This window comes from Stenotrophomonas sp. 278 (assembly GCF_003935715.1).
In the GTDB taxonomy this organism is placed as follows: Bacteria; Pseudomonadota; Gammaproteobacteria; order Xanthomonadales; family Xanthomonadaceae; genus Stenotrophomonas; species Stenotrophomonas maltophilia_AH.
The window spans coordinates 1-15,347 of sequence record NZ_RHPP01000004.1 but is presented as its reverse complement, the minus strand read 5'-3'; the positions used below and the strand labels follow the sequence as shown (position 1 = coordinate 15,347).

Annotated in this window: 14 protein-coding genes; 5 read left to right on the top strand and 9 right to left on the bottom strand. The window is 66.1% G+C overall.

Going from position 1 to position 15,347, the window contains the following annotated elements; translation table 11 throughout:
• Position 1 precedes the first annotated feature (1 nt).
• Positions 2 to 487, top strand: a complete 486-nt coding sequence (locus EGJ34_RS01280; RefSeq protein ID WP_125358305.1) for a Fur family transcriptional regulator — start codon at positions 2 to 4, stop codon at positions 485 to 487.
• Here EGJ34_RS01280 and EGJ34_RS01275 read toward each other — a convergent pair.
• The 6 genes from EGJ34_RS01275 to EGJ34_RS01250 form a co-directional block, all read right to left on the bottom strand.
• On the bottom strand, positions 484 to 1,623 hold the full coding sequence (locus tag EGJ34_RS01275; protein WP_125358303.1) for an HlyD family secretion protein: 1,140 nt from the start codon (positions 1,621 to 1,623) through the stop codon (positions 484 to 486). The genes EGJ34_RS01280 and EGJ34_RS01275 overlap by 4 nt on opposite strands.
• 8 nt (positions 1,624 to 1,631) lie before the next feature.
• The gene (locus EGJ34_RS01270; RefSeq protein ID WP_125358301.1) at positions 1,632 to 3,284 is read right to left on the bottom strand and encodes an MFS transporter; all 1,653 of its coding nucleotides are present in this window, start codon (positions 3,282 to 3,284) and stop codon (positions 1,632 to 1,634) included.
• Positions 3,281 to 3,850 carry a TetR/AcrR family transcriptional regulator gene (locus EGJ34_RS01265; protein WP_125358299.1) on the bottom strand — a complete coding sequence of 190 codons (570 nt, stop codon included), beginning with the start codon at positions 3,848 to 3,850 and terminating at the stop codon, positions 3,281 to 3,283. Before EGJ34_RS01265 ends, EGJ34_RS01270 begins: the two co-directional genes overlap by 4 nt.
• 116 nt (positions 3,851 to 3,966) lie before the next feature.
• Positions 3,967 to 5,190 (bottom strand): MFS transporter, encoded by a 1,224-nt coding sequence (locus EGJ34_RS01260; RefSeq protein ID WP_260476866.1) that lies wholly within the window; start codon positions 5,188 to 5,190, stop codon positions 3,967 to 3,969.
• Positions 5,191 to 5,410: 220 nt separating this feature from the next.
• Positions 5,411 to 6,475 (bottom strand): D-alanine--D-alanine ligase family protein, encoded by a 1,065-nt coding sequence (locus EGJ34_RS01255; protein ID WP_125358297.1) that lies wholly within the window; start codon positions 6,473 to 6,475, stop codon positions 5,411 to 5,413.
• Between the two features lie 271 nt (positions 6,476 to 6,746).
• Positions 6,747 to 8,936 carry a TonB-dependent receptor gene (locus EGJ34_RS01250; protein WP_125358295.1) on the bottom strand — a complete coding sequence of 730 codons (2,190 nt, stop codon included), beginning with the start codon at positions 8,934 to 8,936 and terminating at the stop codon, positions 6,747 to 6,749.
• 175 nt (positions 8,937 to 9,111) lie between these two features.
• On the opposite strand from EGJ34_RS01250, the gene EGJ34_RS01245 reads away from it, so the two are divergent.
• Positions 9,112 to 9,525: a MerC domain-containing protein gene (locus EGJ34_RS01245; protein WP_125358293.1), complete on the top strand. Its 414-nt coding sequence runs from the start codon at positions 9,112 to 9,114 to the stop codon at positions 9,523 to 9,525.
• Between the two features lie 110 nt (positions 9,526 to 9,635).
• Complete coding sequence (locus tag EGJ34_RS01240) at positions 9,636 to 9,818, top strand: 30S ribosomal protein THX (protein ID WP_125358291.1); 183 nt, start codon at positions 9,636 to 9,638, stop codon at positions 9,816 to 9,818.
• Positions 9,819 to 9,938: 120 nt separating this feature from the next.
• On the opposite strand, the gene EGJ34_RS01235 is transcribed toward EGJ34_RS01240, so the two are convergent.
• Genes EGJ34_RS01235 through EGJ34_RS01225 form a run of 3 tightly spaced genes read right to left on the bottom strand, consistent with a single transcriptional unit; the run spans position 9,939 to position 13,204 of the window.
• Complete coding sequence (locus EGJ34_RS01235) at positions 9,939 to 11,189, bottom strand: ectonucleotide pyrophosphatase/phosphodiesterase (RefSeq protein ID WP_125358289.1); 1,251 nt, start codon at positions 11,187 to 11,189, stop codon at positions 9,939 to 9,941.
• A 51-nt stretch (positions 11,190 to 11,240) separates the two neighbouring features.
• Positions 11,241 to 11,732, bottom strand: a complete 492-nt coding sequence (locus EGJ34_RS01230) for a methylated-DNA--[protein]-cysteine S-methyltransferase (protein WP_125358287.1) — start codon at positions 11,730 to 11,732, stop codon at positions 11,241 to 11,243.
• Complete coding sequence (locus EGJ34_RS01225; RefSeq protein WP_125358285.1) at positions 11,729 to 13,204, bottom strand: AlkA N-terminal domain-containing protein; 1,476 nt, start codon at positions 13,202 to 13,204, stop codon at positions 11,729 to 11,731. The genes EGJ34_RS01230 and EGJ34_RS01225 overlap by 4 nt, the downstream gene beginning before the upstream one ends.
• A 171-nt stretch (positions 13,205 to 13,375) precedes the next feature.
• On the opposite strand from EGJ34_RS01225, the gene EGJ34_RS01220 reads away from it, so the two are divergent.
• The gene (locus tag EGJ34_RS01220; RefSeq protein ID WP_260476867.1) at positions 13,376 to 14,518 is read left to right on the top strand and encodes a hypothetical protein; all 1,143 of its coding nucleotides are present in this window, start codon (positions 13,376 to 13,378) and stop codon (positions 14,516 to 14,518) included.
• A gap of 58 nt (positions 14,519 to 14,576) precedes the next feature.
• On the top strand, positions 14,577 to 15,101 hold the full coding sequence (locus tag EGJ34_RS01215) for a DUF4019 domain-containing protein (RefSeq protein WP_125358281.1): 525 nt from the start codon (positions 14,577 to 14,579) through the stop codon (positions 15,099 to 15,101).
• The last annotated feature ends 246 nt before the right edge of the window (positions 15,102 to 15,347 follow it).

The following is a 15,347-nucleotide window of genomic DNA, read 5'->3' as shown; positions in this document are numbered from 1 at the left end:
CATGTCCGCCAAAACCGCTTGTACTGCTCCACATCATCACGTTCACGACGCGTCCGACTTCGTGAAGGTGGTGGAGCGCGTGTGCGCCGAGCGCGGACTGCGCCTTACCCCGATCCGCGCCAACGTTCTGCGCCTGATTGCCGAGGCCGGCAAACCGGTCAAGGCGTACGAACTGCTGGAATGGGTGCGCAACGGCAAGGGGGTAGGGGCCGACGCACCGCCCACCGTGTACCGCGCGCTGGACTTCCTGATGGCCAACGGCTTCGTGCACAAGCTGGAGTCGGTGAACGCCTTCGTCGCCTGTCACCACCCCAGCAGCGCGCAGCATTCTGTGCCTTTCCTGATCTGCAACAGCTGTCACAGCGCGGTCGAGCTGGAGGACCGCGACATCGTCAGCCAACTGGAAAAGCGCGCCAAGGAGCTCGGCTTCCAGCCGCAGGCCCAGACCCTGGAAGTACACGGCCTCTGCGCCCGCTGCGCAGGTTAGTTCCCGGCCGTATCCACCCGCACCACCACCGACATCCCGGGCCGCAATCGCGGTGCCAGGTCCTGCCCGGGATCAATCGCAATCCGCACCGGCAAGCGCTGCACCACCTTGGTGAAGTTGCCACTGGCGTTATCCGGCCGCAGTACGCTGAACTCCGATCCCGTCGCCGGCGCAATCTGCTCCACCCGCCCGCTCAGACGCTGACCGTCGAACGCATCCACCGCGAAGGTGGCGGGCTGGCCGACGCGCATCTTCCAGGTCTGGCCTTCCTTGAAGTTGGCGACCACCCACAGCGCGTCCGGTACCAGAAACAGCAGCTGTGAGCCGGCGGTGACGTACTGCCCCAACCGTACCGATGCCTCGCTGACCTGGCCATCGCGTGGAGCATGGATGACGGTGTTGTCCAGGTCGATGCGGGCCAGCTCCAGCTGCGCCTGCGCGGTCGCCACGCGTGCCTCCAGTCCTTTGCGTGCCACCTGGGTGGAGGTGAGGGTCTCCTCGGCGATACGGATCTGCGCCTGCGACTGCTGCACCGCCGACTGCGCCGACTGGGTCGTCGTGCGGAACCTGTCGCGGTCGTTGAGGGCGACCAGCTGCTGCGCAGCCAGTTCCTCGTAACGCTTGAGTTCGTTGCGCGAACGGTTCAACTCTGACTGCCCGGCCGCCAGATTGGCCTGCGCGGCGGCGATCTGCGCACGGTCCTGCGCCTGGGTCTGGTCGGAATTGGCGAGCGCGGCATTGGCGCTGTCCAGTTCGGCTTCGGCTTGAGCGACCTTTTCCCTGTAGATGCGGTCATCGATGCGGACCAGTGCGTCCCCCTTCTTGACCCGCTGGTAGTCCTTCACCAGCACTTCGGTCACGTAACCGTTGACCTGCGGAGCCAGCACGGTGATCTGTCCACGCACATAGGCGTTATCGGTGCTTTCCCACGTGGTCTGGAAAGGCCAGAGCGACCATGCCCGCAGGATCAGCGCAATGCCCACCAGGGCGACCAGCACCATCACGATCACCGCGCGTCGGCTGGGGGTGATGTACTTCGGCGGCGCAGCGGCAGCCGGTGCTGCTGGCGGCGCAGCGTCGGTGGGCGGCGGCGGGTTGACGTTCTCTTCTTCAGGACGCGGCGGTTGCGAGGACATGCTGGCGCTCATCGGGAAACGGGATCGGGCGGGTGGCGCTTGCGCCATTGCTTGAGCACGGCCGTGCGCAGCGACAACAGCAGCAGCCAGCCCAGGAATCCCAACGCTACCTTCCCACTCAGTGAAAACACGTCATTGAACGCGCGCACATTGGACTCGCGCCGCGCCACCTGGGCCAGTTGCGCGGTGCCCTGCGCCGCGCGCTGCACCGGGTCGGTGACCATGCCGGCGTAAATCTGCTGCTGTTGTTTCAGGCGCTGCGCGACCACGCCGTCGGCCGGATCCAGCTGGCTGACCAGCGCACTGGAATACACCTGCTCGCGATGAAGCTGATAGCTGCTGAGCACGGCGGAGCCGGCCAGGCCGCCCAGGGTCTGGGTGATCGACAGCGTGACCAGGAAGGTGATCATGTGGTCCACGCCCTGCTTCAGGGCCTGGGTGATGCCGAGCATGATCAGCGGTCCCATGAACATCCCCGCCCCGACCGAGGCCAGGAACTGACTCAGGAAGAAATCGTGTGGGCGATCCAGACTGGTGCGGTCCTGGTCGAGCAGGGCGGCCGTGCCGAGCAGGGCGATGGCCATCAGCAGCTGGGCGATGATCCGCTTGGGGCCGAAGGTAAGCGCGCTGGTGGCGATGCCGGTGATCACGCCCGCCAGGATCACCGCGAACAACGGTCGCATCTGGTCCGGCCCCATGCCGAGCTGCCGCATCAGCCCGATAACGCCATAGGACTGCTCGGCGGTGAGAAAACGCAGCAGGAAGGCACCTGCGATGAAGTGCAGCACCGGCAGGCTGGCCAGCCAGCGCGTCTGCAGCAGCGGATTGCGCCGGTAGTGCTCGAGGATGAAGGCGGTGGTGCCCAAGGTGATGGACGCCACCAGTGCCCAACCCAGCCAGGGCGTGTCCAGCCACCAGCGCACGTAGCCCTGGGACAGCACGATGACCAGCAGCGCGACGGCCGGCGCAAGCAATGCGAAGGTCAGGAAATCCAAGGGCTCGAACGCCTTGATCTGCACGCCTGGCGGCAGCTTGAGCAGGACCACGGCGGCAAATGCGCACAGCGCCAGGCCGGCTTCGAGGAAGTACAGGTTGTGCCATTGACCGGTGTCCACCAGCCCGGGCGACACCAGCCAGGCCAGCGGTACGGCAAGCTGCGAAAGGCCGACGCCGACCACCAGCAGGTTGCCGGTGTAACGCCGCGGCAGCGACTGCAGCATGTACAGCGTGCCAAGCGTGCTGCAGGCCGCCCCTGCAAAGCCGCTGGCGGCGCGCATCAGCAGGGTGGTTTCAAAGCTGCCGACAAACAGATGCAGGACAGCGAGGGCGGCGTAGATTCCCAGCCCGATCTCGGCGAACAGGCGGATGCCGTACTGCTGGCGGAACTTGAAGGCCAGCAGGTTGGCGGTGACGTTGACCATGGCGTAGGCGGCGACCAGGCCACTGCCTTGGGCGGGCGTGAGACCGAGCTGTCCCTGCAGGAAAGGCAGGTTGGCGGTGACCAGGGCGTTGCCGAGGCCGCCGGTGATGCCGACCAGCACGGCAACAGCGGCGTACGCGGCGCGCCGATGAGGAGGATGCCACGGCATCGAGGCTGAGCCGGGCAGGGTGGGCTTCTCGTGCTCTTCCCAGTTGGGGACGGGCTTGAGATAGGTACTCATCCGCCCGGCTCGGGGACAGGTCCGTGCAGTCCTCCACGCAGCAGCTCCATGGCGCGGGCGGCCAGGTGCTCGCGTTCCTGGGTGGTTTTGCCGCGCAATGCGGCACCGAGCATGCTGGAAATGAGGCTGATGTCGGCGGGCTGCAGGTCGGGACGGCAGAGGCCTGCGGCGATGGCGCGCTGGATGGGGACCTTGAGAATCTCGCGGACGGCCAGACGGGCGGCGGCCATGGGCGGATGATCCGGGTCGACCGCGCGCCAGTAGTCCGCGAGGGCCGGCGAGTGGACGAGGCGGGAGGCCATGCCGTCCAGGACCTGGAACAGGGTGTCGTCACGGTCGCCCAGACGCTCTACCTGGCGCTCGATGCGGGCGACGGCGCGTTTGAGCAGGGCTTCAATGAGCGCAGCGCGGTCAGGGAAGTTGCGATAGAGCGTGGCGCGTCCGACCTGGGCGCGCTCGACCACCATGTCCAGCGGGGCGGTGACGCCGTGCTGGCCAAACACCGCGTCGGCGGCATCCAGAATGAGGGCACGGCGGGCGGCGGCATCGGCGCGTTGGATGGTCATGCACTATTTTCGGACAGTTCTGTCCGCTCCGCTATCCCTGGAAGTCGGAAAATGCATCAAGCCGACTGATCCGGTAAAACCGTGTGAAAGCAGTGGCCGTGGCTTTCCACCGCCCGTCACCGTGCCCCCATCGCATGACACCCATACGGTGCTTCCCGGATCGGTAGATTCACCACCGCCGCCACCGCGGCCAACGCCATATCCGCATACCACATCCATACATAGCTGCCCGAATGCGCCAGCGCCAATCCCCCCAACCAAGCTCCAAAGAAGCCACCCAACTGGTGCGACAACAACGTCAACCCGAACAACGTACCCAGATAGCGCGGCCCAAACAGCTTCCCCACCAACCCTGCCGTAGGCGGCACCGTCGCCAGCCAGGTGAAACCGAGCGCCGCCGCAAACAGATAGAAGGTCAGCGGTGTCGGCGGTGCCAGCAGATACACCCCGATCATCACCGCGCGGCTGGCATACATCCAGAACAGCAGGTACTTCATCCGATACCGCTGACCCAGTGCACCGACCAACAAGCTGCCGGCGATGTTGAACAGACCGATCAGCGCAATCGACGTGGAGGACACGGTCGGCGACAACCCACACAGCGCGATCTCGCCAGGAAGATGGGTGACGAGAAAAGCAATATGTAAGCCACAGGTGAAAAAACCGATGTGCAGGTACCAGTAGCTGCGGTTACGCGCGGCGACCTGTAATTGCGCGCGCAGCCCGCCGTGTTCGTCCGCCGCGCTAAGCGCGTGATCGCCGTGGCGCCGACGCAGCGGCCACGCCATCGGCAACGAGAGCAGTGCCGCGGCCGCCATCACCCACATGGCCCGCGCCCAGCCGGCGCTGCTGATCACCCACTGCACAAGCGGAGCGAACACGAACTGGCCGAGCGAACCGCCGGCGTTGATCAGACCGGCAGCGAACGAACGCTTCTGCGCCGGTAGGCGGTGCGCGGTCGCCCCGATCAACACCGAGAAACTACCGGCCCCAGCACCGGCTGCCATCAGCAGGCCGAGGCTGAAGCTGAGCCCGAGCGGGCTGGTCAGCACAGGGGCCAGCAGCAGGCCCGCGACCAGCAGCAACGTGCCTGCCAGAAGCACCGGCCACGCTCCACGCTGGTCGGCCACCGCGCCGAACACCGGTTGCACCGCCCCCCAGACAAACTGGCCGACGGCCAGGGCGAAGCTGATTTCGACGATGCTGACCCCGGTGCTGCGGTGAATCGGATCCACATACAGGCCCGAGGTCTGGCGCACCCCCATGGTCACCATCAGAATCGCCGAAGCGGCAACCAGCAGACCCCAGTGCATGCGCGGGGCAGGAGAGGCAGGGGCCATGCGGGTACTCCAGCAGGGAGGCAGCCCGATTGTACGGCCAGGTCAGAGACCGTGGGCGCACCCGACGCGCCGGTCAGTGCATGCTACCGGCACCCCGCGCAATGTGGGCACTGGTAGGGTCGGTCGATAGACGACCGCCGATAACACCCACCGGTGCTCTAACGCATGGACCCCCACCGGGTTCAAAGCGAGGGCGCGACGTTGACCCTCGCCTGTCCCACTACGAGAAACGCGCTACCGCCTGCTCCAGGAGAATGTCCAACAATTCCCTGTACGGAGTTCCGGCAGACTCGATCATTTTCGGATACAGGCTGTGCGAGGTGAACCCCGGAATCGTGTTGACCTCGTTGACCAGCAGATCCCCGTTGTCCTTCAGGAAGAAGTCCACACGCGCCATACCCTCGCAGCCGAGTGCTTGGAACGCACGAATGGAAATGTCCTTGACGCGCTCTGCGCATGCCTCATCAATGCCGGCCCGAACGTCCAACCTGACTGCATCTGGATCGTTGTACTTGGCATCGTAGGTGTAAAACGCATGGGCGTCGGATGCCAGCGAAATTTCCGATGGCCAGGTCGCCAGCAGGTCGTCGGATCCCCGTTGCAGTACGCCGCATTCGATCTCCCGCCCCACAACCATGGTCTCGATGAGGACCTTTTCGTCCTGATCGAGCGCCAGTGCCAGGGCGTTTGCCAGTTCCTCCTCCGTCGCGACCTTGCTGATCCCGATGGAAGAACCGAGCCTGGCTGGTTTGACGAAGAAGGCCTCGCCGCCGAGCGCGTTCCTCAGTTCGGAGAGTGAAGGTGTTTCGAATCGGTCAAGCGAGAGGAAGGGCGTCACCGGCACGCCTGCATCACGCAGCAGCGCCTTGGTTACCTGCTTGTCCATGCATACGGCCGAGGCCAGAACGCCGCTGCCCACGTACGGAATCCGGGCGGTCTCCAGCAGCCCCTGGATGCTGCCGTCTTCTCCTCCCTGTCCGTGAAGGATCGGGAGGGCGATATCGAAGTTCAGGCCCTTTGCCTCGCCCGTTGCGGTATGGAAGGCCAGCGCCTGGCCGCGGCCACCGGGCAGAAGGGATACCTGGTACTCGCCGGGAAAGGCGCTCTGGTCGGGGAGCGTTGCGGAATCTCCAAGCCACCAGCGGCCTTGGCGATCGATGGCGATCGGGATTACGTGGTAGCGGCTGTCGTCGATGGACGCAAAGACGCTGCGGGCAGAGACGACGGAGACGTCATGCTCTGGCGATATTCCGCCATACAGCAATGCCACGGTCTTTCTGGTCACGATGGGACACCATGGGGTTGAGGGCCCTTGCAGCGGAGTGGGCCCGGTTATGTCGCATCGTGATGAAGCCTGCGGTTGACGTCAACCTGTGGAGGGTGCCTTCATTCGATGGTCGTGCGTTACCGGGCGTTGGTGGTTTCAGGGCCGTCGTCTGTCGACCGACGCTACCACCTCACACAACCACATGAAAATGCCACTGGTCGCATCCCAGGCACAGAAAAAAGGGGGCCTTGCGGCCCCCGAAAGGTGTATCCAAAGACCCAGGGAGGGATCAGAAATACGCGCGGATGCCGAACGCGACGCCACGGCCCGGCAGCGGGGTGTAATCGCGCAACAGCGAGGTGTGCGGGCGGGCTTCGCGGTTGGTCAGGTTGCTGCCGTCCAGGAACAGCTCGTAGCTGTTGCTGTCGTTGCGGTCCCAGCGGTAGGCCAGGTGCGCATCGACCAGGGTGTAGCCGTCGCTGGGCTCCTCGTTCTGGGCCACGTCCTTCTGGCTGCTGTAACGCACTGCACCGACCGAGGCGCGCCAGCCGTCCTTCGACCAGCGCAGGTCCGCGCCCACGCGGGCAGGCGAGATGCGCGGCAGGTAACCGCTGTTGGCGATGTCGACGGTGTAGTTGTGACTGTGGTCGCCGTGCGGCACGGCGATGTCGACGCTGCGGTCGCCGCTGCCGTCCAGCTCGGCCTTCACGTAATCGCCGAACACCCGCAGGTCCCAGTCACCTGCGCCACCCTCGAACAGGTGGAACAGCGCTTCGGCTTCGGCACCTTTGAAGGTGGCGTCCTGCTGCGTCCACAGCCGCACCGGCAGGTCTTCGACCACACCCGTATCAGCCAGGTAGATGAAGTCCTTGAACTTGGTCTGGTAGATCGACGCAGAGAAGTCGACCAGGTCGCTGTGGGTATGGATGCCCAGTTCCACGCGCTGGCCGCGTTCGGTCTTCAGGTTGGCGTCGCCGATTTCCAGCGAACGGGTGGCGATATGCGCACCGGCGGCGTAGAGCTCTTCGGTAGTCGGCGCGCGCTCGGAGCTGTCGATGCCGAAGCGCAGGTCAACCGCGTCGTTGAGCTTCCAGATACCGGCGGCCGACAGGTTGGTGGCGTCGAAATCACGCTTGCGATAGTCGCCGGTTGGATCCAGCTTGACCTTGTCCTGGCGCGCACCCAGTTCCACCTTCAGCGGTCCAAACTGCTTCTCCTGCAGTACGAACACGCCCAGGCTCTCGGTACCGGTATTGGGCACGAAGGCTTCCTCGCCCTGCGCACCGAAATCGGTGTTGCCGAACTGCAGGCCGAACGCGCCGTCCCAGCCGCCAATCTGCTGCTGGGTGGCTTCCACGCGGCCTTCAATGCCGCGGTTGGTGAAGCGGGTCGACGGTGTGCCGGCTTCCAGTTCGGTGTGCTCGTAATCGGTGTAGCCGGCGCGGACGTTGATGTTCTTCAGGAACGACACCGGGTTGTAGATACCGCCCTTCACGTCGAAGCGGTTCTGCACCATGTCGATGCGCACGTCGTGCTCGTCACCTTCTTCCTCTTCATCACCGTGGTCATGGTCGTGGTCTTCGCCTTCGGCATGCACATGCGCGCCGTTGGGAATGCCATAGTTGGTGCGGTAGGTGCTGGCCGACGCACCCAGGTAACCGCCTTCGCCCAGCCAGGTGGCCCCGACGCCACCGGCGCGGGTGCGGACGGAGCTGTTGTCGAGGCGGCCGCGACGGGGTTCGTCGGTGTCGCCTTCCTCATGTTCATGGTCATGGTCGTGGTCTTCCAGGCCGTCGATCACGGCATAGCCCGGAATGCGGTAGTCGTCACCATTGCGGACCAGGCCGTCCACATGCAGCACGACGTTGCCGCTCACGCCATCCAGGCGGAACATGCCGCTGCGCTCGTCGTTGACCGAGTTGCCGCGCAGCTCGGCGCGACCACTCAGCGGGCGGTCCGGGATTTCGCTGGCGATGCGGCCATCCACGACGTTCACTGCACCGCCAATGGCACCGCTGCCGAACAGCAGGGTGGCCGGTCCCTTGAGGACTTCCACCTGGTCAGCCAGGAATGGCTCGATGCTGGTGGCATGGTCGGCACTGACGGTGGAGGCATCAAGATTGCCCACGCCATTGGACAGTACCTGCACGCGCGGGCCTTCCTGGCCACGGATGATCGGGCGGCCGACACCGGGGCCGAAGGACGTGGTCTGGACGCCCGGCAGCTTGGCGACGGTTTCGCCGAGGGTGCCGGCCTTCTGCTCGTCCAGGCGTTCGCCGGCGAGCACCTCCACCGGGCGGGCGAGGGACTCGGCGTCGCCCTGCAGGGGCGAGGCAGTGACCTTGACGGTCGACAGTTCAGTCAGGTGGCGGTCGGGATGGCCTTGGTTCTCAGCGGCACCGGCGAGGGCGGGAACCAGTGCCAGTGTGAGGGCGAGGGACAGCGCATGTGGGGTGAGCAGGGGGCGGGAAGAGCGCATTGGAGAGGGGTCCGTCAGTCAAATTGTTACTTTGTATCAATGAGTTGGCGCGGCCTGCCTGTCAGTTCCGGCCCGGTTTGGGACGTGGGATGACGTGGTGGAATGGCGGGGAAGGGTGCGCGTCAGGATTGATGTTATATTATTCCACATCGTGTCGCCGACCCTGCTGGAAGTCATGCCCCTGTTCCCTGGCCTTCGCCATCTGCTTGATCGTTTTGGTGCCACCGGCTCCCTGCTGTGTGCGGTGCACTGTGCGGTGCTGCCGGTTCTGTTGGCGGCGGCCCCGTCGTTGGGGCTGTCGGTATGGATGAGTGACGGGGTGGAGCTGGCACTGGTGTGCTTCGTGACCCTGCTGGGGCTGTTCAGCCTGGTCTGGGGCTACCGCCGGCACGGCGCGCTGCGCGCGCTCGGATTCCTTGTGCCGGGACTGGTGGCCCTGTGGGCCGGCCTGTTGTATGACCCGCTGCACCATTCAGCTGTACCGCACGCCATCGTGATGACGCTGGGCGGGGTCCTGGTCGGGGTGGCGCATCTGGTCAATCTGCGCCTGAACCATGGCCACGTCCACGACGCCAGCTGTGCGCATTGAGGCCGTGTGATAGGCTTTCCGATCGTGCGCAGGGCGGTCGAAACAGACTGCCTTGCCGAACCCGTGTCCGTACGGGGTAATCAGTATTCAGACTTTAAGGAGTTGACGACATGGGTAAGGGTGACCGCAAGACCGCCAAGGGCAAGCGCTACAACGCCAGCTATGGCAATTCGCGCTCGCACAGCGTGAGCAAGGTGGCCGTGGGCGCAGCTGCGCCGGTCGCCAAGAAGACCGTGGCCAAGGCCCCGGCAAAGAAGGCCGTTGCCAAGAAGGCTGTGGCCAAGGCCAGCTGATCCTTCATCAGCATTGGTCGAGAAAAACGCGGCGCTTGCGCCGCGTTTTTTTTGTCGCGCTGCGTAGAGCCGGGCAGAGCCCGGCGGTACGGAACGCATGCAACTCGGCGCAGTGCCCGGCTACTTCAACGCAGGCAGCAGCGTCTGCGGATTACCGTCGTTGGGTGCGGCTGGAATGCCGAGCAGGCGTGTCAGCAGCGGATACACGTCGACATTGTCGAAGCCGGGAATCGTCTCGCCCTGCTTGAACGACGGGCCGCGACCAATGAACACCGCGCGCATCGAGGGCAGGGCATTGTCGTAACCATGCGAGCCGCGTTCGCCTGATTTCTCCTGGATGCGGTCGCGGCGCATCGCGTTCCAGCCCTCGTGCATCTGGCAGACGATTGGCGGGATGCGCGGATTGGAACCGTACTGCCAGCGCGCCGGCAATGTTTCCCGCGTCCAGCAGTCGTACTGCGCGTGCGCGCCCAGCAGCGCCTTCTTTGCCTGCGCTTCCTTGCCCGGGAGCGGTGCGAATCCTACCGACTGCCCGACGGATACGTCCTTGGCCAGAGACGGGTCCACCATGTCTTCCACTGCGATCGTGTTCCCCTCCGGCACCAGCGCCATGCCGTGATCGGACACCACGATCACGTTGGTACTGTCGGCAATGCCGCGTGCCTGCAGGCCATCCAGCAGCCGGCCCACCGCCGCATCGGCATCTTTCACTGCCGCCGCGTACTCAGGCGAGTTCGGTCCGTGCTGGTGCCCTTCGTGGTCCACGTTCTCCATGTACAGCGTCACCAGGCGCGGAGCCTGCGCATCGTCGCGTGCCACCCAGCCCAGCACCTCGTCCACGCGGTCCGGTAACGGCACGCTGCCGTCGTAGATGCGCCACTTCGTCGGGCGCACGCCCTGGATCGCCGCTTCGCTGCCGGGCCAGGACCAGATCGCCGTGCGCAGGCCGGCCTTCTCCGCGCCTACCCAGATTGGCTGGCCGCCCCACCAGCGCGAGTCGGTCACCGCTTCGCGCATGCTCAGTTTGAAACTGCCCAGCTCGTTCTCGTGCATGCTGTTGTGCACGATGCCATGGTGGTCCGGGCGCAGCCCGGTCACGATGGTGTAATGGTTCGGGAAGGTCAGCGAGGGATACGAAGGCGTCATGTACTGCGCACGTACGCCGTCGTGCACGATGCGCGCCAGGTTCGGGGTGATGCCCTTGTCGAGCATGTCCGCGCGCAGGCCATCAATGGAGACCAGCAGCAGCTTGGGCGTCTGCGTGGGCACGGCCGTGGTCGCCGGCGGTGACGGTGCGGTGGAGGGGGTGCTGGCACAGCTGGTCAGCGCGAGGGTGGCGGCAATCGCCAGAGTCAGGCGGACAGAGATCATCCGGCCATCATAGGGCGCACGGGTGACCGCGCGAAGACAACCAATGGCACATCACACAAGCAACGGCGTGCCCCGGCCTTCCAGTTCCAGGAGCGCCGCCTTGGTTTCGATGCCGCCACCAAACCCGGTCAACGCACCGCTGGCACCAATGACCCGATGGCAGGGCAGCACGATGGGCAGCGGGTTGCGTCCGTTCGCCGCACCCACCGCACGGCTCGCGGTCGGCTGGCCGATGTGCCGCGCCAGCTGGACGTAGCTCCACGTTTGGCCGAAGGGAATATCCGCCAATGCCTTCCAAACGCGCAGCTGGAAGTCGGTGCCATGTGGTGCCAGCGGTAGTTCGAAGCGGGTGCGCTGACCGCGCAGGAACTGCAGCAGCTGCGTACGTGCGTCGCGCAATGCATGGATATCGCGCTGCCAGCGTTCGCGGCCTTTTGCGTCGTAGCGGTTGTTCTCGAACAGGATGTGATGGATGCCCTGGCTGTCGCCGGCCACGGTCAGCGCGCCTATCGGGCTGTCGAAGGTGTCATAGAGCAGGGTCATTTCGTCTCTCCTGAAGTGGTCACGGTCGGCGTGGCGAGGTGCCACAGATGGAGCACCGCATAGGCACGCCACGGTCGCCACGCCTGCGAGCGCGCCTCGGTGGCGCGTTCGCTCAAGCGCGTGCCTTCGCCCAGCACCTGCTGCAGTACCAGATCGCCAGACGGGAACGCGTCGGGCAGGCCCAGCGCCCGCAGCGCGATGTAATGCGCGGTCCACGGCCCGATTCCGGGCAGGGCCACACAGCGTTCAATGAAGCTGTCCAGGCGCTGGCCTGCGGCAAAGTCCAGGCGTCCTTCGGCCACGGCGGTGGCAACGGCGCGTACCGTGGCTGCGCGGGAACGCGGCAGTCCAATCGACTCCAGTGAAGCCTCGGACAGCTGCGCAGGCGTGGGGAACTCGCGGTTCAGTCCTTCGGGCATCCCCAGCAGGACGCCGCCAAAGCGGTCCACCACGCGCCGCGCCAGGGTGATCGCCGCCGCCACGCTGACCTGCTGGCCGAGCACCGCGCGTACGGCCACTTCAAAGCCGTCCCAGCCGCCGGGCACGCGAAGGCCGGGGCGTTCCGCCACGCCGCGCGCCAGCAGCGGTTCCTGCGCGAAGCTGGCATGCACCATGCGCAGGTCGGCATCCAGGTCGAAGATGCGGCGCACCCGGCGCACCACGCCGGGAATCGCACGCGGGTCTATCTGGCCGAGCTGCAGCAGCAGTTCGGGCCGGCGCGGGTCGGCGGTGACAGTGATGATCGACGGCCGATCGGGCGGGCCGATCACGCGCTGGTAGCGGTCTTCGCCGATCTGCTCGATGCCGGGAATGCTGCGCCGGCGCAGGAACGCCAGCATGGCCGGAAAATCCAGCGGCGGCCGGTAGCCCAGGCGCAGGGTCAATGCGCCGGCGTCGAGCGCACCGCGCTGCCGTCGGATCGCGGTCGGCGGCATGCCGCAGCCCTCCAGAAAGGCGGCGTTGAAGCGGCGCAGGCTGTTGTAGCCGGCGGCCATGGCCACGTCGGTGACCGGCAGGGCGGTTTCAGTGAGCAGTTGCTTGGCCAGCAGCAGCCGGCGGGTGGCATGGATCTGCGCAGGGGCCGCGCCCAGCCGGGCCACGAACAGGCGCTGCAGCTGGCGCGCGCTCAGCCCCAGGCGTGCGGCCAGTTCGCCCACTGCCGCGTCCTGCAGATAGCCGTCGTGAATCAGCGCCAGCGCACGCTGCAGGGTTTCATTGTGCAGGGCGTCCTGGGCTTCGGGGGCGAGTTCAGGGCGGCAGCGCAGACACGGGCGGAAGCCGGCGGCCGCAGCGGCGGCGGCCGTGGGGTAGTAGTCCACATTGCGCGGCTTCGGGGGCGGGGCCGGGCAAACCGGCCGGCAGTAGATGCCGGTGCTGCGCACGGCGGTGTAGAACACGCCGTCGAAGCGCGCGTCGCGTGCGAGGCGGGCGCTTTCACAGGCGGCGTAGTCCAGGGGCAGGGCGGTGTCCATGGGGGCAAGTCTATGCCTGGAGGCGCACCGAGGCTCGCCATTTTCGGACACGTATGAGCGGCGCGGCCCGGGCGGTTCAGGGCAGGTTCCCGCGCGCGCCCCGGCTCGCACTAGACTGTGTGTTCACGTGTCGCCACTGACACGCCAATGAACGGGAACCGGGTATTCATGTTGCTCAAGTCTTGGGGAGTGCCGTTGCTGTGTCTGGGCATGGTCGCCTGCAGCCAGTTGGAGAACCCGGGCAACGTGACCGCCGCCGACAAGGCTGTGCGGGCACCGGCGGTGGACGGCAACAACATGGTGTCGATCAATGCTGCGGACGCGCCGCCTGCGGTGCCACCGCCCCCGCGCCGCGGCGAGCAGGGCTGGCCGGAGGTGGCGCTGGAGAACGGCAAGGCCTGGATCAGCTGCGACACCGACTACGCAGCAGACGCCGGCGACGGTGTGCCGCTTGAAGCGCTGGATCGAAAGAGCCTGGACGCAGCCGTGGCTCCGTGCGTCGAGCGCGGCCTGCTGCGACTGCGTTACGTGGGAAAGATCAACCCGGGCTTCTCTGAACTTGTCGCTCGCACCGCTCTGGTGGCCGAAGCACAGCACATCCAGAGCCGCATCCTGGACCTGGACTCCAGCGGTGGGCAGGTCGAAGCGGCCATCGTGGCCGGCGACCGCATCGGCGAATCGCGCTGGACCATCTGGGTGCGCGAAGGTTCGGTCTGCCACAGCGCCTGCGTGTTCGTGCTGGCCGCCGGCGACAACCGCCTGGTCGCCGGCAAGGTCGGCATCCATCGGATGATGCGGATCAGCTCCAAGGCGACCTCGCGCGCTGAACTCAACCGCGAATTGCAGGAGGTCTACGACAACGTCAAGGACTACCTGCAGCGCAACGGCGTGGCGGTGGGCGTAGCCGACCTGATGATGACCGTGCCCAACCGCAGCCTGCGCCTGCTCAGCGGCGATGAACTGCGCCAGTTCGGACTGGATGGCACCAATGCGGTGCAGGACGATCTGGAGCGGATCAAGCAGATGCGCAAATGTGGCGACGACTTCGTGCGACGCAAAGACGCGTTCCTGGTGGCGTTTGACCAGGAGTGCAAGCGTGAAGGCAGCGAGCTGGAAGCGGTCACGGCGTGTGGTCAGAACCTGAAGCAGCGTTTTGGCTTCCCCGACGAAACCTGCCCGGCAGAAAGTCCGCTCTCGGAAATCGACGTGTCGACCCTGCTGCCGCCGGCCGCCACCCGGTCGCAGGACCCTCTGGCTGAGCGTACCGCCAGCGAATCCGCACAGCCGGAGGCGGAAGCGGCTGAACGCAACTGACGGCGTGCTAACGCGGCTGGCTTAGACTCTGGGCTCCTTTCACTTGGATGGTGAGCCGATGCGTAGTCCGCTGCTGCTGTTGCTTGTGCTGCCTTTTGCCGCCTTTGCCCAGGCTCCGGCCCCCGCACCGCCCACTCCATCGACCAGCGCTCCGGCCACCGCAGCCCCTCCCGCACGCGCGCCTCTGACCGCAGCGCAGCAGAAGCAGGTCAAGGAGCAGGATGACCAGCTCAGTGCCGCTGCCCGCCAGGTCGCGGGCCTGGTCGACAGCAACCGAGCCGCCGAAGCCTGGAAGGGCGCATCGGCGGTCGCGCGCAAGGCGGTGCCCGAGCAGACCTTCGTCAACCAGCTGGCGGCGGACCGCAAGCGACTGGGCGCGCTGACCTCGCGCGGGCAACCCGTTGTGACACGGGTGAAGTACGGCCCGGGCGCGACGGTGCCGGAAGGCCTCTACATCAATGTCAGCTTCCCCACCCAATTTGCCAACAGCCCGCAACCGGTGCGCGAGCTGGTTTCGTTCCGCCTGGACGAGGACAAGGTCTGGCGCCTGGCTGGCTACAGCGTGCGTGCTGCCGCGCCGTGACGGGGTGAACCCCGGTGAACCCGGCTGATCCAGATCAAGGGCGTGGGCCGGGCAGGGCGTTAAGCTCATTACCGATACGTCATCAGGAAGGACTCATGCTGGACACCGCAACCCAGGCGCAGGGCGCGCAGGACACGCCCTCCGAGCCGCAGACCGGCACCGTTGACGTGCTGGTGGCGGGAGCCGGGCCGGCGGGGCTGTGCTTCGCCCGCGCGCTGGCCGGCAGTGGACTGTCGGTGACCCTGG